Annotated in this window: 14 protein-coding genes; 4 read left to right on the forward strand and 10 right to left on the reverse strand. The window is 60.0% G+C overall.

The features are described 5' to 3' along the window. Positions 1-5: 5 nt before the first annotated feature. Both GVJ63_RS08345 and rraB read right to left on the reverse strand, forming a co-directional pair. Positions 6-767, reverse strand: a complete 762-nt coding sequence (locus tag GVJ63_RS08345; RefSeq protein WP_010671789.1) for a tRNA-(ms[2]io[6]A)-hydroxylase — start codon at positions 765-767, stop codon at positions 6-8. A gap of 54 nt (positions 768-821) precedes the next feature. After that, the gene (gene rraB, locus GVJ63_RS08350) at positions 822-1,238 is read right to left on the reverse strand and encodes a ribonuclease E inhibitor RraB (RefSeq protein WP_010251675.1); all 417 of its coding nucleotides are present in this window, start codon (positions 1,236-1,238) and stop codon (positions 822-824) included. Between the two features lie 160 nt (positions 1,239-1,398). On the opposite strand from rraB, the gene argF reads away from it, so the two are divergent. From argF to ridA, 4 genes are all read left to right on the forward strand, one after another. Continuing rightward, a complete protein-coding gene (argF, locus tag GVJ63_RS08355) occupies positions 1,399-2,406 on the forward strand; it encodes an ornithine carbamoyltransferase (protein WP_022625300.1) in 1,008 nt (335 codons plus the stop codon). Positions 2,407-2,722: 316 nt separating this feature from the next. Further along, a complete protein-coding gene (gene pyrB, locus GVJ63_RS08360) occupies positions 2,723-3,658 on the forward strand; it encodes an aspartate carbamoyltransferase (protein WP_010251681.1) in 936 nt (311 codons plus the stop codon). A gap of 12 nt (positions 3,659-3,670) precedes the next feature. Next, entirely contained in the window at positions 3,671-4,135 is a 465-nt protein-coding gene (pyrI, locus tag GVJ63_RS08365; RefSeq protein WP_010251684.1) for an aspartate carbamoyltransferase regulatory subunit, read from the forward strand. Positions 4,136-4,207: 72 nt separating this feature from the next. Continuing rightward, positions 4,208-4,594 carry a 2-iminobutanoate/2-iminopropanoate deaminase gene (gene ridA, locus GVJ63_RS08370; RefSeq protein ID WP_010251687.1) on the forward strand — a complete coding sequence of 129 codons (387 nt, stop codon included), beginning with the start codon at positions 4,208-4,210 and terminating at the stop codon, positions 4,592-4,594. A 76-nt stretch (positions 4,595-4,670) separates the two neighbouring features. Here ridA and lplT read toward each other — a convergent pair whose 3' ends face one another. From lplT to GVJ63_RS08410, 8 genes are all read right to left on the reverse strand, one after another. Continuing rightward, on the reverse strand, positions 4,671-5,861 hold the full coding sequence (gene lplT / locus GVJ63_RS08375; protein ID WP_010671791.1) for a lysophospholipid transporter LplT: 1,191 nt from the start codon (positions 5,859-5,861) through the stop codon (positions 4,671-4,673). Further along, positions 5,858-8,008 (reverse strand): bifunctional acyl-ACP--phospholipid O-acyltransferase/long-chain-fatty-acid--ACP ligase, encoded by a 2,151-nt coding sequence (aas, locus tag GVJ63_RS08380; protein WP_010671792.1) that lies wholly within the window; start codon positions 8,006-8,008, stop codon positions 5,858-5,860. The genes lplT and aas overlap by 4 nt, the downstream gene beginning before the upstream one ends. Before the next feature lie 90 nt (positions 8,009-8,098). Further along, positions 8,099-9,487 (reverse strand): efflux transporter outer membrane subunit, encoded by a 1,389-nt coding sequence (locus GVJ63_RS08385; RefSeq protein WP_159226706.1) that lies wholly within the window; start codon positions 9,485-9,487, stop codon positions 8,099-8,101. A gap of 3 nt (positions 9,488-9,490) precedes the next feature. Continuing rightward, a complete protein-coding gene (locus GVJ63_RS08390) occupies positions 9,491-12,592 on the reverse strand; it encodes a multidrug efflux RND transporter permease subunit (RefSeq protein WP_159226707.1) in 3,102 nt (1,033 codons plus the stop codon). Continuing rightward, positions 12,589-15,816: an efflux RND transporter permease subunit gene (locus GVJ63_RS08395; RefSeq protein ID WP_159226708.1), complete on the reverse strand. Its 3,228-nt coding sequence runs from the start codon at positions 15,814-15,816 to the stop codon at positions 12,589-12,591. The genes GVJ63_RS08390 and GVJ63_RS08395 overlap by 4 nt, the downstream gene beginning before the upstream one ends. Next, positions 15,813-17,024 (reverse strand): efflux RND transporter periplasmic adaptor subunit, encoded by a 1,212-nt coding sequence (locus tag GVJ63_RS08400; protein ID WP_159226709.1) that lies wholly within the window; start codon positions 17,022-17,024, stop codon positions 15,813-15,815. The genes GVJ63_RS08395 and GVJ63_RS08400 overlap by 4 nt, the downstream gene beginning before the upstream one ends. Before the next feature lie 420 nt (positions 17,025-17,444). Continuing rightward, complete coding sequence (locus GVJ63_RS08405; RefSeq protein WP_010251720.1) at positions 17,445-19,184, reverse strand: penicillin-binding transpeptidase domain-containing protein; 1,740 nt, start codon at positions 19,182-19,184, stop codon at positions 17,445-17,447. 279 nt (positions 19,185-19,463) lie between these two features. After that, positions 19,464-21,737, reverse strand: a complete 2,274-nt coding sequence (locus GVJ63_RS08410) for a molybdopterin guanine dinucleotide-containing S/N-oxide reductase (protein ID WP_159226710.1) — start codon at positions 21,735-21,737, stop codon at positions 19,464-19,466. Between the last annotated feature and the right edge of the window lie 167 nt (positions 21,738-21,904).

Below are 21,904 nucleotides of genomic sequence, written 5' to 3' on the forward strand. Positions count from 1 at the left end.
TCTAATCAGAACGCCGGTACGCCGCTGTGAAAGCGTAATTCGTTGTCGGGTTCGCTAATTAACCGCCCTTCTGTTGCCCCAATCACCTGCACCCGCGGCGTGATATCTCTGGTGGCAATCTGCGCCGCCAGGGTTAAATAGTCCTGATAATGCCGCGCCTCTGAGCGCAACAGCGACAGATAGAACTTCGCCAGTTCGTCATCAAGATAAGGTGCCAGACTGGCGAAACGCTCGCAGGAGCGCGCCTCGATGTAAGCGCCGCATATCAGCTTATCCACCAGCGTTTCCGGTTCATGGGTGGTGACTTCGCGCAGCAGCGATTTGGCATAGCGGCTGGAGGTGATCTTCTGATAGACCAGCCCGCGCGACTGCATAATTTCCCACACCTGATAGAAGTGATGCAGCTCCTCTTTAATCAGCAGCACCATCTTCTCCACCAGCTCATCCGCCCACGGCAGCGCATTGCGCACGATGATACGTTTTGTCAGGTTCTTATGGGCGTTGATAAAGTCGCTGTCGCCATCTTCGCGGAAGATAAAATCTTCATAAGGTTTCAGCCACGCCAGAATGGCGTCGCCACTGGGTTTGTCGGCAACATATTTGCGGATCAACCACACCGCGGTCTGCGCGGCTTTCAGTTCGCACACCAGATGGTCGGTTAACAGCAGGGTCAGATTTTCCGGCTTGCGCGCCTCATCAATCCAGGCCTGTGGCGTGCGGCAGTGCAGAAACTGATAGATAGGTTCAAGTAAGGGTGCGTAGTTCATGATGTTAAAACAGGTGGCAGGGGTGACAGGCGGAGAACTCTCCGCCCCGGCTACTTAGTGGCGAATACCATCATCATCTTCATCTTCGATGGCGTCGTCATCTTCATCTTCGGCATCGGGATCTTCGAAATAGGTGCCCCAGCCGTCGTAATCGACGTTGTACTTACCAATCAGGTTCACCAGTTGCTCAACCTGCACATCGATCAGTTCAGGCTTCAGGGCGGATTCGCTGATGATGTCGACGCACATCACGGTGGTGCCATCTTCCAGCTCCAGCTCTTCCGGCTCGGTCACTTCATAACCCAGCTTGAACGCATCAACGGCCGCTTTTTCCAGCGAATCAAAATTATTGCATGAGAGATGGTGCTCGATGGTATAGAGCGCATCAGGATCGCTGCCATCCTCCAGCAGCTCTTCAATAATCTGCCGCGTCTCTTCCTGCTGCTCTTCCAGTAATGCTTCATATGCCATGACGATATCCTCTCTGAGTTCGGCAATAATCAATTATTTTCCCATACTGCCCGTCGCGCCACTACACAAAACGAAAAGTTTATTAGCACCGCACTTGAAAATGCATATTCATCCGGTTAGATTGAATTTTAATTCACTTTAATGATTACCGGAGTGTTGTATGAGTCAGCTGTATCAGCGCCATTTCCTCAGACTTCTGGATTTTACGCCCGCCGAGATTGATCACCTGCTTACCCTTTCCGCTGAATTGAAACGGGCGAAAAAAAGCGCCCAGGAAGTGCAGCATCTGAAAGGTAAAAACATCGCGCTCATCTTCGAAAAAGACTCGACCCGTACCCGATGCTCTTTCGAAGTTGCCGCTTACGATCAGGGTGCAAACGTCACCTATCTTGGCCCGAGTGGCAGCCAGATCGGCCATAAAGAGTCGATGCGCGACACCGCGCGGGTGCTGGGCCGGATGTACGATGGCATTCAGTATCGCGGTTACGGTCAGGAACTGGTGGAAACGCTGGCGGAACATGCCGGTGTGCCAGTGTGGAACGGCCTGACCACCGAGTTTCATCCGACCCAGCTGCTGGCCGACCTGCTGACCATGCAGGAGCATCTGCCGGGCAAAAAACTCAGCGAGATGACGCTGGTTTATGTAGGTGATGCGCGCAACAACATGGGCAACACCATGCTGGAAGCCGCCGCACAGGTGGGGCTGGATCTGCGTCTGGTGGCACCGAAGAGCTGCTGGCCAGAGGAGCAACTGGTGGCGCAGTGCCGCGCAGCCGCGCAGCAGACCGGCGGGAAAATCACCCTCACCGAAGATATTGCCGACGGTGTGAAAGGCGCTGACTTTATCTACACCGATGTCTGGGTGTCGATGGGCGAAGCCAAAGCGGTGTGGGCCGAGCGTATCGCGCTGCTGCGTGACTATCAGGTGAATCGGGCGATGCTCGATCTGACCGGCAACCCGCAGGTTAAATTCCTGCACTGCCTGCCCGCCTTCCACGACGATCAGACCACGCTGGGCCAGCAGATGGCGGAACAGTACGATCTGCCCAACGGCATGGAAGTGAGCAACGAGGTGTTTGAGTCACCACACAGCATTGTGTTCGACCAGGCTGAGAACCGGATGCACACGATTAAAGCGGTAATGGTGGCCACGCTGGGCCAGCGCTGATCGACCAGCACCGCGCAGCTGAGGACGCTGAGTCGCGTCTGCTCATACCGGCCTATTCATCCGCCTGATCTGGCCTGGCCTCCGATCGGCTAAGCAGGCGCAAACGTTTTCCTCTTGCTGCCCCACCGCGAACGGGTATAATGCGGCCCAATTTGCCGGAGGAAATATGCTACAGCACAGCGGACAATTTGACGCTCAATCACGCCTGACCGCAGGCGGTGCTACTGTTTCTTTCGGTCATCGACCCGATCTTAAAAAAGCCCCTTAAGCAGGGGCTTTTTTTTGTCCGCAATCCGGCCGCGCAGAGGAGAAAGCTATGGCTAACCCGCTATATCGCAAACACATTATTTCAATTAACGACCTCAGTCGTGAAGAGCTGGAACTGGCGTTGCACACCGCCGCAAAGCTGAAAGCCCACCCGCAGCCGGAACTGCTGAAGCACAAGGTTATCGCCAGCTGCTTCTTTGAGGCGTCGACCCGTACCCGCCTGTCGTTTGAAACCGCCATTCATCGCCTGGGCGCGTCAGCGGTGGGCTTTGCTGACGGCAGTAATACGTCGCTGGGCAAAAAAGGCGAAACCCTGGCCGACACCATTTCAGTGATCAGCACCTACGTCGATGCGATCGTGATGCGTCACCCGCAGGAAGGCGCGGCGCGGCTGGCGACCGAATTCTCCGGTGGCATCCCGATTCTCAACGCCGGTGACGGCGCGAACCAGCATCCGACCCAGACGCTGCTTGATCTCTTCACCATTCAGGAGACGCAGAGCCGTCTTAATCAGCTGAATGTGGCGATGGTCGGCGACCTGAAGTATGGCCGCACCGTGCACTCCCTGACCCAGGCGCTGGCGAAGTTTGACGGCAACCGCTTCTTCTTTATCGCGCCCGATGCGCTGGCGATGCCGGCCTATATCACCGATATGCTGGATGAGAAGAATATCAGCTGGTCACGTCACGACAGCTTTGAAGAGGTGATGCCGCAGCTCGATATCCTCTACATGACGCGGGTGCAGAAAGAGCGGCTCGATCCGTCAGAATATGCCAACGTCAAAGCGCAATTCATTCTGCGCGCTGCCGATCTCGCTACAGCGCGCGACAATATGAAGGTACTGCACCCGCTGCCGCGCATCGACGAAATCACCACCGATGTCGATAAAACCCCGTATGCCTGGTATTTCCAGCAGGCGGGTAACGGCATCTATGCGCGCCAGGCTCTGCTGGCACTGGTTTTAAACAGCGAACTCGCCCTGTAAGGAGATACCCCCATGACGCAGGACAACAAACTGCAGGTCGAAGCGATCAAACGCGGCACGGTCATCGACCATATTCCGGCGCAGATCGGCTTTAAATTGCTCTCCCTGTTCCGGCTGACCGAAACCGATCAGCGCATTACCATTGGCCTGAATCTGCCCTCGGGCGAGATGGGCCGCAAAGATCTGATCAAGATTGAGAACACCTTTCTCACTGACGATCAGGTCAATCAGCTGGCGGTCTATGCGCCCCATGCCACGGTCAACCGCATCGACGACTATGAAGTGGTCGCGAAGATCGCCCCGACGCTGCCGGACCACGTTGAACGGGTACTGACCTGCCCCAACAGCAACTGCATCAGCCGCAGCGAGCCGGTCTTCTCCAGCTTTGCCGTGAAGCAGCGCGCCGACGATGTGCATCTGAAGTGCAAATATTGCGAAAAAGAGTTCGCCCGCCATGTGGTGCTGGGTCACTGGTAATCGCCCTGCCCGACCTTATAATGGGCAACACCGGCGGCATCGCCGCCTGACGACGTAATCAAAGGAGCAATGATGTCTCGTGAAATCAGTACTGAAAAAGCCCCTGCCGCTATCGGCCCCTATGTTCAGGGTGTCGATCTGGGCAGCATGATCATCACCTCTGGCCAGATCCCGGTGGATCCGGCGACCGGCCAGGTGGCGGATGACGTTGCCGCACAGGCGCGTCAGTCACTGGAAAATGTGAAGGCGATTGTTGAAGCAGCGGGTCTGAAGGTCGGCGACATCGTGAAGACCACGGTGTTCGTAAAGGATTTAAATGACTTCGCCACGGTCAATGCGGCTTATGAGGCGTTTTTCACCGAGCATGAAGCGCACTTCCCGGCGCGTTCCTGTGTCGAAGTGGCGCGTCTGCCAAAAGATGTGAAGATCGAAATCGAAGCGATTGCCCTTCGTCGCTAATCTACGTTGTTAACATCTATTGTTAACGAGGGCGCCCGCCTCTCTCCGGCTATCCCGGAGAGAGGCGGTGAATCGCTTAACGCTTAGCCGGACGCCACAGCCACAGCAGCGCTATCGCCAGCGCAAACAGCACGCCAAAACCGACGCCCGTCGCCACCGCAGGGGCACCCGCCTTGATCGCCAGCGTATAGAGCCCCAGCATGATCAGCATGGCGCTGTTCTCACCCAGATTCTGCACCGCAATCGCATTACCTGAACCGACGCTCTCTTTGCCCCGCGCCTGCAGCAGTGCATTCAGCGGCACCACAAAGAAACCGCCCAGCGCGCCAATCAGCATCAGCACCAGATAGGCATTCAGCAGAGAATGCTGCAGCGCGAAGACGACGACCATCACACCAATCAGCACACCGGCTGGCATACAGCGACGCACCGTTTCAAGCGTCACCAGCTTCGCCGCCGCCGCCGCCCCAATCACGATGCCAATCGCCACCATGGCATTCAGGGTTGTTGGTGTGGTGTTGTCACTGATGCCCAGCGCCACCGGCACCCACAGTACCAGCAGAAAACGCAGCGTCACGCCTGCGCCCCAGAACAGGCTGGTGCCTAGCAGCGAGAAGCGCGTCTCCGCATCACGCCATAGCAGCGCGGCAGCACTGAAAAAACTGCGTACCATCATACCCAGCTGCCAGCTCTGACCAGGACGCGCCGCCTGCAGTTTCGGGATAAACAGGTTGGCTACCACGGCAATGCCGTAGGTCACCGCACAGATCCCCAGCGCCGCCAGCAGATGCCAGTCAGCCAGCATCCCGCCCGCCACTGAGCCGAGCAGAATGGCGGCGATGGTCGATCCCTCCATCAGCCCGTTGGCTTTCACCAGCTTCTCACCGTGGGTGATCTCACCGAGGATGCCATATTTAGCCGGAGAGTAAGCGGCTGCGCCAGCGCCCACCAGGGTATATCCGAGGAAGGGGTTGAAGCCGAAGCAGATCACCAGCGCGCCCAGCAGCTTCAGGCTGTTGGCGAGCATCATAACCCGCCCTTTTGCCATGCTGTCCGCGACCTGACCGACAAAGGGTGCCAGCAGAATGTAAGCCGCGACAAAGAGCATCTGCAGCACCGGCTGGCTCCAGTCGGGATAGAACTGGCTTTTCAGCACGGCCAGCGTGGCAAACAGCAGCGCGTTATCGCCGAAGGCCGAAAAGAACTGGGCGATAATCACGGCGATCATGCCGCGTGACATCAGCGGCGCATTACGATCAAGGCTCATGCCTGCTCCTCTTCCGCCATTTTTTTCAGCGTGACGTAATCGGGTTTACCGCTGCCCAGCTGCGGCAACTGCTTCATCACCCGGATATCACGCGGCAGCGCCAGTTCTGGCGCACCCAGCTCGCGGGCCGCTTTCTGCAGGCTGTCGCGCGCCAGTTCAGCGTCGGTGGTGAACAGCACCAGCGCCTCACCACGCTGACCATCCGGGCGCAGCGAGGCGGCATGTTGTTTGTCCGGCGACGCTTTCAGAGCGATCTGCTCGACGATCTCCAGCGACACCATCTCACCGGCAATCTTCGCAAAGCGTTTGGCACGTCCCTGAATCTGGCAGAAACCGCCGTCATCAAAGCTGACGATATCACCCGTGTCATACCAGCCCGCTTCCTGATTGCCTTCGCCATCGTCGGCGACCGGCACTTCCAGCACGCCTGGATTCTCAACCCGCAGATAGCCCTTCATCACGTTCGGTCCGCGCAGTTGCAGCCGTCCGCCCTGCTCAATGCCCGGCACCGACATCAGCCGCGAATCCATGCCCGGCAGAATGCGTCCGACGGTGTGCGCCTTCGCCGCCATCGGCACGTTAATCGCGACCACTGGCGCGCATTCGGTTACGCCGTAGCCTTCAAGAATGCGAATGCCATACTTCTCCATGTAGAGCTGACGGGTGTTCTCCTGCAGCTTCTCCGCCCCCGCCACCACATAGCGCAGGCGGGCAAAATCATAGGGCGCGGCAAAGCGCGCGTAGTTGCCGAGGAAGGTCGAGGTGCCAAACAGCACGGTGCAGTTGCGGTCATAGACCAGCTCCGGCACGATGCGATAGTGCAGCGGGCTGGGATAGAGGAACACCTGCGCGCCGGTCATCAGCGGCGTAAACAGCCCGACGGTCAGACCAAACGCATGGAACAGCGGCAGCGCCGACATAAAGCGGTCACGCGGCGTGAAGTCGGCGATGGTGCGGATCTGTTCAACGTTCGCCAGCAGGCTTTTATGCGAATGCACCACCCCTTTAGGATTGCCTTCCGAGCCGGAGGTAAACAGTACCATCGCGGCGTCTTCCGGCTGCTGGGGCAGCTGTGCGCGATGCGGCATCAGCAGATGGGCGACGATCCACAGTTTGTCCTTACTGGTCACGGTATCTTTCAGATCTTCCAGATAGATCCACTGCACATCATCGAGCCCCTGCGGCAGATGCCACAGGTTGCCTTTGTCCAGGAACTGGCGCGACGTGAAGACCGTTTTGATCTGCGCGGCGGTCAGTGCCGCCCGCATGCCGTTCACGCCGGCCGTATAGTTGAGCATCGCCGGAACGCGTCCGCGCAGGGATGCTCCGAAAATCGCCGCCGCCGTGACGGTGGTATTGGGCAGCAGCAGCCCTACCACTTCGCGCGGCTGGCTGTAGCGTTCCAGAATACGGCCCACGCCCAGCGCCTTCTTCAGCAGTCCGTTGTAGCTGTCAGGTTTGAAATTGACATCTTCGATGCAGCGCTTAAACGCGCCATAACGCGTACGCGCCGCCAGAAACGCTTCAAACAGGGTTTCACGCGGACGCACCGCCATACGCGCTTCCATCATCACATGATGCAGATGCTCACCGGCCAGCACGCGCCGATCGCGCGCCCGTTTCGCCTCCGGCATCGGAATGCGGGTGGCGGGCAGAATCGTCAGGGTGATGCGCGGGAACAGGCGACGTTTAAACACGCCCGCCAGACGGCCAAACGGCGTGTACTCTGCGCCTTCAATGCGCATCGGCACCACATTCGCGCCCGAACGCGCCGCGACAAAACCCGCCCCGCTGTAGATCTTCATCAGCGATCCGGTGACGGTAATGCGTCCTTCCGGGAAGATCACCACCGGACGGCCACTGTCGATCAGCCTGACCAGCTGTTTGAGCGCCATGGGTTTGGTGGGATCGAGCGGCACATAGTCGATAAAGGGTTTAACCAGCCGCATAAACCAGCTTTCGCTGATGGTCGAATAGACCGCATAGACCGGCTTAATCGGCAAAAATAGCGCCAGCAATATGCCGTCGAGAAACGACATATGGTTCGGCGTGATCAATACCTTCTGCTTATGCAGTTCGGCGACGTCGCCACGCAGTTCGACCCGCCATAACAGGCGAAATATCAGGCGCAATAGTGTGAAAACCATGCCGGCTCCTTAGCATCGTGAAAATAGCCCCTCACGATGCAGGATTTGACGCGGTTCGACAACAGAATTATCGGTAACCTGACGCCGCCTTCAGGGTGCCTGCCAGCCACCGCCCAGCGCGGCAATCAGCGCCACACTGCTGACCCACTGCGTGCTCTGCAGCGTCAGCAAACTCTGCTGCGCGCTCAGGCGGCTGTTTTCGGTGGTCGCCACATCCAGATACGTAATCATGCCCGCCTCATACTGCAAACGCGTTACCCGCGCCGAGGTCTGCGCCGCTTCGGTGGCGCGCTGCTGCGCGGCGATCTCACCCTGCAGCGTGTTCAGCTCCACCACCTTATCTTCCACCTCCTGCATTGCGGTCAGCACCGTCTGACGATAGGTCGCAACGCTGGCATCCCAGCTCGCTCGTGCCTGATCGACCTGTGCTGCGGTCGCACCAAAATCCAGCAGCGTGCCGCTCAGCTCAGGACCCAGCGACCAGACGCGATTCGGCAGCGAGAAGAGCGAATGCAGCACGGAAGAACTGACGCCACCGCTGGCGCTCAGGGTCAGGTCGGGATAGTAACCGGCCACCGCCACGCCCACCGCGGCATTGGCCGCGGCCATGTTACGTTCGGCGTAAGCAATGTCGGGACGGCGCTGCAACAGCTCGCCCGGCAGGGCTGCCGGAATCGCGGGCAGCGTGGCCGTCAGCGGTGCGGCGGTCAGGCTGAATTCAGCGGGTGCTTTGCCGACCAGCAGCGCAATGGCGTGCTCCATCTGCGCGCGCTGCCACTGATAATCCTGCGCCGAGGCGCTGGCGCTCTCCAGCTGCAGCTGCGCCTGAGCCAGGGTGGCACGCGACGCGGTGCCCGCCTGATACTGGCTGGTAATCACTTTCAGGTAGCGCTGATAAGCGTCAACGCTCTGCTGATAGAGCGCGATTTTCTGATCCATGATGCGCAGCTGGAAATAGTCCTGCGCCAGCTCAGACTGGGCGCTCAGGGTGATATTGGCCAGTTCCGCCGCGCTGGCCGAGGCGCTGGCGCGGTTCTCCTCCAGCGTGCGTCGCAGTTTGCCCCACAGATCCAGCTCCCAGCTGGCACTCAGCTCCGCCTGATGGCTGCTGCTGGTGGTGCGAAAGCTGCTGTCAGTCGCGTGGCTGCCGCTGCGCGTCGCGCTGCCGTCATAGCCCAGCGAGGGAAACAGCGCCGCGCGTGACTCACTCGCCAGCGCCTGTGCCTGCCGGTACTGCGCGGCATAATTCGCCACGTTCTGGTTCGAGATGCTCACCTGGTTCAGCAGGCCGCTCAGGGTGGCGTCGTGATAAACCGCCCACCATTCGCCTTTGCTTTGCGCATCAAGCGGCGTCGCCTGCTGCCAGCCTCTGGCCTCTTTATAGTGGACCGGCATCACCATCGCGGGGCGCTGATAGTCGGGACCGACGCTACAGCCGCCCAGCAGCAGCATCACAACAAAGGGGATAAGCGGTTTCATGGATCAGGATTCCGTAGGGCGCAGACGACGCCATTGACGTTGAGTGGCACGGCCCAGACGATCGAGCCAAAGATAAACAACCGGCGTGGTAAACAGCGTGAGCAGCTGGCTGAGCGCCAGTCCGCCCGCAATAGCGATGCCCAGCGGGCTGCGCAGATCGGCATCACCGCCGCTGCCCAGCGCCAGCGGCAACGCGCCGAAAAAGGCGGCCAGCGTGGTCATCATGATGGGCCGGAAGCGCATCAGGCACGCCTGGGTGATCGCCTGCTGTGGCGACATGCCCTGCCGCCGCTCCGCGTCGATGGCGAAATCGATCATCATGATGGCGTTCTTTTTCACGATGCCGATCAGAAGGATGATGCCAATCAGCGCGATCACCGTGAGCTGCGTGCCGGTCAGCAGCAGCAGTAACAGCGCGCCGACGCCCGCTGACGGCAGGGTCGAAAGAATGGTCAGCGGATGGATGTAGCTCTCATAGAGCACGCCGAGCACAAGATAGACCGCCGCCAGCGCCGCCAGAATCAGCCACGGCATGGTCGCGGTCAGCTGAGAAAAGGCGGCGGCGGTGCCGGCAAAACCGGCATGAAGGGTCGACGGCAGGCCCAGCTTCGCCATCGCCTGTTTTATCAGTTCCTGCGCCTGTTCCAGTGACACCCCCTCGTTGAGATTAAACGCCAGGGTGCTGGTCGCGGACTGGCCCTGATGCGCCACCGACAGCGGCGCGTTGCCGCCGCTGAAGCGGACAAAAGCGGAGAGCGGCACGCGGTCACCGCTGTCGTTAATCACATAAAGCTGCTGCAGCGTCTCGGGATTGGCAGTGTCGCTATCCTGCAGTGACATCACCACGTGATACTGATTCAGGGTGTGATAGAGCGTGGCGATCTGCCGCTGGCTGAACGCATTGTTCAGCAGCGTATCCAGCATGTTCACGTTGACGCCCAGCCGGGTGGCGCGATCACGATCGATGTTCAGCTCTACCTCCTGGCCGCCGGTCTGCGAATCGGAGTCCACGCTGTTAAGCTCGGGGATCGCCGCCAGCGCCGCCTGCACTTTCGGCGTCCAGGTGCGCAGCAGATCGAGATCGTCCGCCTGCAGACTGTACTGATACGTGGCGTTGGCGCTGCGTCCGCCAATGTGCAGGTCCTGCGCCGCCATCAGGAACATCTGCGCCCCGGCGATGTGACTGGTTTTGCGCGTCAGCCGGTTGGCCACCTCGGTGGCGGTCGCATCGCGCTGATCAAAATCTTTAAGCCGCACAAAGAAGTTGGCGCTGTTACGGGAGCCAAACATCCCGCTGCCCATCGACGACATCACGCTCTCTACCGCCGGATCTTCCTGAATGATCTGCGTGAACATCAGCATTTTCGGCTTCATCGCCTGGAACGAGATGTTCTGATCGGCGCGCAGCGCACCCATCAGCAGCCCGGTATCCTGATTGGGGAAGAAGCCCTTCTGCACCACGACGAAGAGAAAAACATTCAGTAGTACGGTCAGCAGCAGGCTGAGCAGCGTCAGTTTCTGATGGCGCATCACCCAGGCCAGCCCGCGCCCGTAGGCGGCCAGCAGGCGATTCAGCTGGTTTTCAATCAACTGATAAAGCGGATGCGGCCGCTGGCTGACGGGCGGCTTTGGTTTCAGCAGGCGGGCGCAGAGCATCGGCGTCAGACTCAGCGAGACAAACAGCGAGATCAGCAGCGACACGGTGAGCGTCACGGCAAATTCGCGGAACAGCCGCCCGACAATGCTGCCCATCAGCAGGATTGGGATGAACACCGCGATCAGCGACACGGTCATCGACAGCACGGTGAAGCTCACCTCCTGCGCCCCGCGCAGCGCCGCCCGCAGCGGGCTCAGCCCGCGCTCAATGTGACGGGTGATGTTCTCCAGCACCACAATCGCATCATCCACCACGAAGCCGGTGGCGATAATCAACGCCATCAGCGACAGGTTATCCAGGCTGTATCCCAGCAGATACATCACCGCGCAGGTGCCGATCAGCGACACCGGCAGTGCCAGCGCCGGAATGATCACCGCCTGCAGATTGCGCAGAAAAATAAACACCACCGCAATCACCAGCAGCACCGCGATCAGCAGCGTCTCTTCGGTGTCATACAGTGAGGCGCGCACGCCAGGCGAACGGTCAACCACCACGTTCAGCTGGCTGTCAGCGGGCAGGCTCTTTTCCAGCTGTGGCAACTGCGCTTTTATCGCGTCGATGGTTTCCAGCATGTTGGCACCCGCCTGACGTTTGATACCGATCATCACCGCCGGTGTGGCATTCAGAAACCCCGCCTGATAGCGATCTTCCACCGAGTCATAGACCGTGGCGACGTCGCGCAGTCGCACCGCGTTGCCCTGCTGATAAGTGATGATCAGATCGCGGTAGCTGGCCGCCTTCTCCAGCTGGCCGTTGCTGTCCACCAGCCACGACTGGTCACTGCTCTGTAAGATCCCTTTAGGCAGATTAGTGGTGCTGTTGGCGACGGCGGCACGCACCGTCTCCAGCGAGATGCCGTAATGGGTCAGCTTCAGCGGCTGCAGATCAATCCGCACCGCCGGTAAGGCGCTGCCCATCAGCGACACTTCGCCGACGCCCTGTACCTGCCCCATCGCCTGTTCGATTTTGCTCTCCGCCAGATCGTAGAGCTCGCCTGGCGTGCGGGTGGCAGAGGTCAGCGCCAGCATCACTATTGGCGCGTCTGACGGGTTGGCTTTGCGATAGGTCGGCAGCGAGGCCATTGCGCTGGGCAGCAGGCTGCGCGCCGCGTTGATTGCCGCCTGCACGTCGCGCGCCGCGCCATTGATATCGCGGTCCAGTTCAAACTGCAGGATGATGCTGCTGGAGCCCTGCGAGCTGCTGGAGGTCATCTCACTGATACCGGCAATCTGCCCCAGCGAACGTTCCAGCGGCGTAGCGACCGTCGCCGCCATGGTTTCCGGGCTGGCGCCTGCCAGGCTGGCGCTGACCATGATGGTAGGAAAATCGACCTGCGGCAGCGGTGCCACCGGCAGCAGCCGGTAGCCCAGCGCGCCCAGCAACAGGATCGCCAGCGTCAGCAGCAGCGTCGCCACCGGACGAAAGATAAACAGCCGCGTCAGATTCATTGCCCGCTCCGCGCCCGCTGCTGACGGCGTTTCACCCAGGCGTTACCGCGCTGCGCCAGCCCATCAAACAGGAGGTAGATGACCGGCGTGGAGAAGAGTGTCAGCACCTGACTGACAATTAGCCCGCCGACAATCACCAGCCCCAGCGGCTGACGCAGCTCTGCCCCGGAGCCGGAGGCCAGCATCAGTGGCAGCGCACCCAGCAGCGCCGCCATCGTCGTCATCAGAATCGGGCGGAAGCGCAGCAGGCAGGCCTGATGAATCGCGTCGCGTGCGCTGAGTTGCTGATGGTGTTCCGCCTCCAGCGCGAAGTCGATCATCATGATGGCGTTCTTTTTCACGATGCCGATCAACAGGATAACGCCAATTAGCGCAATCAGGCTGAATTCGGTGCCCGCCAGCAACAGCGTGAGCAGCGCGCCCACCGCCGCCGACGGCAGCGTAGAGAGGATGGTCACCGGATGGATAAAGCTTTCGTAGAGGATGCCGAGCACCACATACATGGTGATCAGCGCCGCCAGAATCAGCCACAGCGTGTTGCCGGTGGCGCTCTGAAACGCCGAGGTTTCCCCCTGATAACGCAGTGTGGTGCTCTCCGGCAGATGCAGCTGCTGCCGTACTTCCGCGATCGCCCGCTGTCCATCCTCCAGCGAGTAGCCCGGATTAAGGTTGAAGGAGATCATCACCGCCGGAAACTGATTCAGCCGCATGTGCATCAGCGAACCGGTGCGCTGGTGGATGGTGGCGATAGAAGTGAGTTTGACCATGCCGCTGCTGATCGGGCTGGCGCTGGTGTCAGAGGCTGAAGTGGACGTCGACGAAGACGACGATGTTGACGAAGACGTTGACGCTGATGAAGCCGTACTGGTGGATGACGACGCCGAACTGCTGCTGCCGGACGATTGCAGCCAGACATCATCAAACGACGCCGGACCCTGCTGGTATGCCGGAGCCACTTCCAGCACCACCCGATACTGATTCGACTGGGTGAAGATGGTCGAGACCAGCCGCTGACCAAAGGCATTATAGAGCGCGGTGTCCACATCCGAGGCAGTAATGCCGAAGCGCGCCGCTTTATCGCGGTTCAGCTCAACGTAAGAGACGCGCCCCTGATCCTGCAGGTTACTTACCACGCCATTAAACTCGGGCCGCTGCTGCAATGCCGCCACCAGTTTCGGCGACTCGCTGACCAGATTTTCACTGTCGGCGTCGTCGAGGGTGAACTGATACTGACTCGGCGAGACCTGATCGTTGACGGTGAGATCCTGCGCCGGTTGCAGATAGAGCCGGATGCCCGCCACATCGGCAGTCGCCTGTTGCAGTTGTTTAATCACCTCACCCGCTTTCACATCACGCGAGCCAAACGGCTTCAGGTTGATCTGCAATCGTCCGCTGTTAAGGCTGGTGTTGGTGCCGTCGATGCCGATCGTCGATGAGACGCTCTCCACCGCCGGGTTTTTCAGGATCCGCGTTGACAACGCCTGCTGCCGCGTTGCCATGGCGTTAAACGAGACGTCCTGTGAGGCGACGGTAATACCCTGAATCAGCCCGGTATCCTGGGTCGGGAAGAAGCCTTTCGGCACCATCATGTAGAGCAGCGCCGTCAGCCCGAAGGTGGCCAGCGCCACCAGCAGCGTCAGTTTCTGATGATTCAGTACCACGGTCAGCAGCCGGTCATAGCCGCGCACCAGGGCATCAAACAGTTCGCCGCCCTTGCGGGCAAACGTCGACTGCTGTTCAGGCGGAATATGGCGCAGCAGCCAGGCACACAGCATCGGTGTCAGGGTCAGCGACACCAGCATTGACACCAGAATCGCCACCGCCAGGGTAATCGCGAACTCCCGGAATAGTCGCCCGACCACATCGCCCATAAACAGCAGCGGGATCAGCACCGCAATCAGCGAAAAGGTCAGCGAGATGATGGTGAAGCCAATCTGCTGGGAGCCTTTCAGCGCCGCCTCCATCGGTGACTCGCCCTGCTCCAGCCGCCGGGAGATGTTCTCGACCACCACGATGGCGTCATCAATGACAAAACCGGTGGCGATGGTCAGCGCCATCAGCGACAGATTATTCAGGCTGAAGCCCGCCAGATACATCACACCAAAGGTGCCGACCAGCGACAGCGGCACTGCCACGCTCGGAATCAGCGTGGCGGCCACGTTGCGCAGGAACAGGAAAGTCACCATCACCACCAGCGCAATCGACAGCATCAGTTCAAACTGCACGTCGCTGATCGAGGCGCGAATGGTCTGGGTGCGATCGGAGAGAATGGTCATCTTCACCCCGTCCGGCAGTGCCGCCTGCAGCGCGGGGAGCTGCGCCTTGATGTTGTCCACCACCTGGATGACGTTCGCGCCCGGCTGGCGCTGCACGCTGATCACAATCGCGGGCTGGTTGTTGGCCCACGCCGACTGGAAGCTGTTTTCCGGGCCCTGTTCAATGTGGGCGATATCTTTCAGGCGCAGCGCCGCGCCATTCTCATAGCTGAGGATGAGGTTGCCGTACTCGGTTGCGGTGCGCAGCTGGTCGTTGGCGTCAATGGTCACCGAATGATATTTCCCGTCAAAGCCGCCTTTGGAGCCATTGACGTTGCTGTTGCCAATCAGCGTATTTACCGCCTCCAGCGTCAGATGATGCGCCGCCAGCGCCTGAGGATTCATCTGCACCCGAATCGCCGGCTGGTGGCCGCCCGCCAGCGTCACCATCCCGACGCCGGAGATCTGCGACAGCTTCAGCGCCACCCGGGTGTTGACCAGATCCTGCACCGAGGTCAACGGCAGCGTGCTGGAGCTCGCCGCCAGCGTCACCACCGCGCTGTCCGCCGGATTGACCTTTTTGTAGGTCGGCGGATTGGGCAGGTCGTCGGGCAGCAGGTTATTCGCCGCATTGATCGCTGCCTGCACCTCCTGCTCGGCGACATCCAGCGACAGATCGAGGCTGAACTTCAGGGTAATGATCGAGGAGCCGCTGGCACTGGTGGAGCTCATCTGGCTCAGCCCCGCCATCTGCCCTAACTGGCGCTCCAGCGGTGAGGTGACCGACGATGCCATCACATCCGGGCTGGCACCCGGATAGAGCGTGGTGACCTGAATGATCGGATAGTCGACCTGCGGCAGCGCCGAGGTAGAGAGGAATTTCCAGGCAAAAATGCCGGCGATCAGCACGCCGACCATCAGCAGAATGGTGGCGACCGGACGCAGAATAAACAGGCGCGACGGGTTCATTTCGACACAGCACCCGCAGCGGCGGGCGTCTCATCGGCCAGCGACACTTTGCTGCCGCTGGTCAGACGATCGATCCCTTCCGTCACCAGCCGATCGCCCGGCGAAACGCCGCTGAGGATCGCCTGCTGTTCGTCTCCGAAAGCGGGACCGGTGGTGACCGCTTTGCGCGTGACGCTGTGATCCTGATTGATCACAAAGACAAAACTGCCGTCGCTGCTCAGCTGCAGCGCCTGGGCCGGGATCACCGTCGCGCCTTTCAGCACCCGGGTCTGCAGCCGCAGATTCACAAACTGATTGGCAAACAGCGACTCATCCTGGTTGGCGAACACCGCTTTCAGCGCCACGGTGCCGGTGGCGGTGTCGATCTGGTTGCTGATGAACTTCACCTCGCCGCTGCCGAGCTGATGCTGGTTGTCCTGATCATACAGCGTGGCGGGCAGGCTCTGCCCCTGATGCAGCACGCTGACCAGCGTCGGGATTTCGCTTTGTGGCACGCTAAAGGTCACGGCGGCAGGCTGCATCTGGGTGATGGTCACCAGACCGGTGCTGCTGGCACTCTGAACCATGTTGCCGGGATCGACCTGACGCAGGCCGACGCGCCCGCTGATCGGGGCGGTGATCCGGGCATATTCAATGCTGAGTCTGGCACTGGCGATCTGCGCCTGATCGGCGGCGACGGCACCGCGATACTGCCCGACGGTGGCAATCTGGCTGTCCAGATCCTGACGCGCCAGTGCATCCTGCGCCGCCAGTTTGCGGTAGCGCGCCAGCGTCAGCTCCGCACTTTTCAGCAGCGCCTGGTTTTCGCTGAGTTCGCCCTGATACTGGTTCAGCGTGGCCTGAAAGCTGCGCGGATCGATCTGCGCCAGCAGCTGCCCGGCGCTGACTTTCTGCCCCTCGGTAAAGAAAACCTGCTCCAGCTGGCCGTCAACGCGGCTGGTCACCGTGACGCTGGCGTTGGGGATGACCGTGCCGAGTGCATTCAGCCACACCGGCACATCCGCCGTGCTGGCGACACCGCTGTGAACCAGCGTTGCCCCTCCGCCCATCATGCCATGCGCACCCGGTCTGCCCGACGGCATCCCCTCGCCCGGCCCGTGACCTGCCGACAGCAGACGCCAGATAACCCCAGCGACAATCGCCGCCACCAGCAACAGGAGCAGCCATTTAAGCCCAAAGGAACGCGCGGGGCGAGAAAGGTGAGTCATCGTCGAACTCTTCAGATAAGCAGAAAAAGAAATCCCGGAACGTGCGGAATGCGGCAGTGAGCGGCGGCGAGCAAAAAACCGCCAGGCTTCACGGCGGCCATTATCAGTGAAAGGCGACGCGCCTTTCTATTGGCAAACTGTCAGGGTTTCGTTAAGAACGATGTTGATTTAGCGGGGGTTTTTAGAGCGGTAACGGCAGGCTCAGGCAAGCAGGCAAAAAAAACCCACGCATCTGCGTGGGTTGGTGTAATAACAGGGTCTCACTGCCGAAGCAGTGTTGTTTTCACACCCATCAATACCTCTGGGACTGCTATCCTCGCACTGATTGACCGCGCGGAGACAGCAGGAAAACGCAACCGAATTCGGGGAAGTGCAACGAGGTGTGAATATCCTTCACGCCTCGCTTACACTCTGATTTGTCTAAGATTTATCTGAAGGAGTGGCCGCCGGTTTGGTGTAGATGGCATCCGGTGCAATATTCATGTGTTTCAGTACCGGCCCCATGATATTGCCGAACACCGGCGCAGCAACCGAGCCACCGAAGTGATCGCCCGCCGTCGGATGGTTGATCATCACCACCAGCGCCACTTCAGGATGGCTGGCGGGAGCGAGACCGGCGGTATAGTTGACGTAGCCGCCATCATACTTGCCGCTGGTGCCCATTTTTTCCGCCGTACCGGTTTTGGTTGCCAGACGGTAGCCCGGCACCGCAGCTTTCAGCCCGGTTCCGCCCGGCAGGACGTCACTCTCCAGCATGTGCACCACCTCTTTCACCGTTTCCGGGTTGGCGACCTGGCGTCCCATGACCGGTGGCGTAACGCGGGTGATCGACAGCGGACGGTAAATGCCATAGGAGCCGAGCGTGGCGTATTCGCGGGCAATCTGCAACGGCGTCACACGCAGGCCATAGCCAAAGGAGAAGGTGGCCCGCTCGATATCTGCCCAGCGGGTGCGGTGCAACGGAAAGTAGCCGACGCTTTCGCCGGTCAGCCCTAAGCCGGTCGGTTTGCCAAGGCCGAACGCATGATAGGTGTTGACCAGCGCTTCGGCGGGCATCGCCAGTGCGAGGTGTGACACGCCGATGTCGCTCGATTTTTGCAGAATGCCGGTCATGGTCAGGCGCGGCCAGTGGCCGACGTCGCGGATCAGGTGGCCGTTAACGCTGTAAGGCGTGGTGTCGATCACCGAATCCGGGCGCACCAGGTGGCGCTCCAGCGCTTCCATCACCACTAACGGTTTGACGGTCGATCCCGGTTCGTAGCTGTCATTGATGGCAGAGTTACGCATCTGCGCGGGCGTTGCCCCTTCATAGTTGTTGGGGTTGAACGACGGATAGGAGGCCATCGCCAGAATCTCGCCGGTGTCGATTTTCACCAGCACGGCCGCACCCGAGTCCGCCTTGTTGATCAGTACGCCGTCGCGCAGTTTGCTGTAGAGCGTGTACTGGTCATATTTGTCGATGCTGAGCTGTACCGTCGGCGGCTGGGTCGGCGGCTGATAGTTGATCATCGCGATGATATTGCCCGCGGCATCCTGCCGATAGACCTCTTTGCCCGGCTCGCCCTGCAATACTTTATCAAAGCCCTTTTCCAGTCCGTTCAGGCCGACGTTATCCGCCCCGACGATGCCGATCAGCGGCGCAGAGGCCTCGCTCATCGGATAGAAACGGCTGTCGTCATAGACTTCGCTGATGCCTTTCAGCTTCAGCTCTTTAATATCTTTGGCGATGCCCAGCTCGACTTTACGCCCCAGATAGAGGAAGCGACGTTTCGGGTTGGCGGTGATCTGCGCCGCCAGCTCTTCGGGACGGGTGTTGAGCGCCGCCGCCAGATAGGCCCATTTGGCACTGGTAAAATCGGGGTTGCTCTCCAGCACGCGCTGCGGATCGGCAATCACGTCGCGCGACGGGACGCTGAGCGCCAGCGCTTCACCGTTACGATCCAGCAGCGTGCCGCGACTGGTCGGCAGCGTCACGGTACGCAGCGATCGCTGATCCGCTTCGTGCTCCAGCATCGGCTGATTCAGGAACTGCAGGTCCGCGACGCGCGCCAGCAGCACCACCAGACAGGTCGTGACACCCAGGCAGATCAGTCGGAAACGAAAAGGGTTAAACGGCGCTTTTATCTGGTCTTTTCCCAGTAGTTTTTTAATCCGGGGCATGGCATTCCGCTGCGCAAAATAAAGAGAAAGGGGCTGGTGCCAGCAGTTATAAAGAAAGCGCTGGCCGTATAACAGGAAAACTGTGTATCAGTTCGTTATCGGCAGCCGATTTCTGGCAAAAAAAAACCTGCGCATCTGCGCAGGTTGGTGTAATCAAGAAAATCTATTGATGTTCACCCATCAATACCTCTGGGACCCTGAATGTAGCAAGAGGGATCGATCGGCTGCCATCTCTCAAACGCAACAGTTACCGGCAAAATGTAACCAGCCATGAGATCCTTACGCTATTGTGCAATCCTGATGTTTTTTGATTTCCACCAGGCAGCTCATGGCGTTTGGCCCCTGCGTCAGCGACGAGGTGCCGATGTCGAGCGTCAGCACGTTGGGGTTACCCGCGCGATCGTGCGGCTGCCACGCCTTGCCAAAGCCGGGATCAAACCAGGCGCCGGTGGCGATAATCACTACGCTTTGCGTCACGCCATCGGTGATCCGCACGCCCGCCAGCATCACGCCGCGTGCGTTGCTCACCTCTATCTCGTCGCCCTCCACCAGCCCGCGCGCGGCCGCATCCTGCGGATGCATGTAGAGCGTTTCGTGTCCGGCGGTTTTATTGCCCTGCACCGTTTCTGTAGCATCCAGCTGACTGTGCAACCGGTCGGAAGGCTGAATCGAGATCATGTGCAGCGGATAGTCGCGGCTGACCGGCGAACCGAGCCACTCCTGCGGTTCACGCCATTCCGGATGGCCGGCGAAATCGTCCAGCTGGTAGTCTGCAATGGTCTGGCTGAAGAGCTCGATTTTGCCGCTGGCGGTTTTAATCGGATTGGCCTGCGGATCGGCACGGAAATCATCCATAAACTGATAGGGTTTGCCCCCTTCGGGGATCTCCACAAAGCCGCGCTGCCAGAACTCCTCAAACGACGGGAAATCGATGCCTTTACGCTGATGCGCGGTCGCACACTGCTGATAAAGATGGGCGATCCACTGCATCTCGTTGCGCCCTTCGGTGAAGGTATCGCGGTAGCCGAGGCGCTCCGCCAGGTCAGCAAAAATATCGAAGTCGTTGCGCGCCTGATGCTGCGGTTTAATCGCCTGATGCATCGCCAGCACAAAGCGGTCGCGTGAGGAGCCGCCGATGTCATTGCGCTCCAGCGTGGTGGTCGCAGGCAGCACAATGTCCGCCATCTGCGCGGCGGGTGTCCAGACGATATCCTGCACCACGACCGTATCGGGCCGCTGCCAGCCCTCCACCAGCCGGTTGAGCTGCTGGTGATGATGGAAAGGATTGCCGCCCGCCCAGTGCACCATGTGAATGTCGGGATAGTGCAGGGTTTCGCCCTGAAAGCGGTAAGGCTGGCCGGGATTGAGCAGCATATCGCTGATCCGCGCCACCGGAATCGACAGCCCGGAAGGATTGGGGCCGGTGCTCATCATCGGAGCCGGACCTTCCTGGCGCGGGTTGCCGACGCTGTTCATCGAACCGTGACCAAAGGAGAAACCTGCGCCCGGCAGGCCTGGCTGGCCGAGCATCGACGACAGCGCAATCATCATCCAGTAAGGCTGTTCGCCGCGATGGGCGCGCTGAACGGAATAGGAGCAGGTAATAAAGCTGCGCTTGCCGGTGAGCTGCTGCGCCAGCTGCACAATGCGATCGGCCGGGATGCCGGTGATACGGCTGGCCCAGCCGGCGGTTTTCGCCACGCCGTCGGTTTCGCCCAGCAGATAGGCGCGCAGCTGCGGCCAGCCGGTGCAGTGGCTGGCGAGAAACGCTTCGTCAACCGCGCCGCGCTGGGTGATCTCATGTCCCAGCGCCAGCATCAACGCCACGTCGGTGTTGGGGCGAATCGGAATCCACTCGGCGTTAACAAATTCCGGGCAGTCATCACGCATCGGGCTGATGTTGATCACCGGCGTGCCTTTGGCCGCCAGTTGCATCAGCGCCGGTTTCAGGCTGTGCTGCCCTGCGCCCCCCGAGGCGACCTGGGCGTTTTTCAGCGCCAGCCCACCAAAGGCGACAAAAATTTCGGCATGTTCCACCACCTGCGGCCATTCGGTGACGCGCCCGGTCAGCGGCATGTAGGTGCCAATCACATAGGGCAGGAAGAACTGCGCGGCGCCCCAGCTGTAGTTACCCTGCTGATCAACGCCGCCGCCGCCCTGAAAGTAGAAGCGACGAATCAGGGTGCGGGCATGGTTAACACGTCCGGCCGATGACCAGCCGTAGGAGCCGTTGAAAATGCCCGATGCGCCATAGCGCTCGCGAATGCGGCGATTCTCCTCCGCCACCAGATCCAGCGCGGTTTCCCAGTCGACGGCAACAAAATCTTCCCGGCCACGCAGCGTACGGTCGCTCTTTTCACGTGACTTCAGCCACGAGCGCCGCACCATCGGCTGACGAATGCGTTTGTCGGAATAGACCAGTTCAGGAATGGTGTGGATCATCGGTGACGGATCGGCATCGGCGAAGAAAGGTTCGCAGCCAATCAGGCGATCGTTTTCAGTTACGGCGGTAAAGGCGCCCCAGTGCGCCAGATGTGGCACTTTGGTTTTCATCGTTGTTTTTCACGGTAGCCAGGTGGGAGATTGAGCATAGCATGGTGCAACGCCTCAGCAGAAGACGTGCAGCAGTGACCGTTTTTACCCCTTTTTGCGACGACGCTGGCATTCTGTCGGGTTGATGTGTCCGCCCTTTTCCGTAACACTGATGCGATGTGTAAACG

The organism is Pantoea sp. 18059 (assembly GCF_902706165.1).
In the GTDB taxonomy this organism is placed as follows: Bacteria; Pseudomonadota; Gammaproteobacteria; order Enterobacterales; family Enterobacteriaceae; genus Pantoea; species Pantoea agglomerans.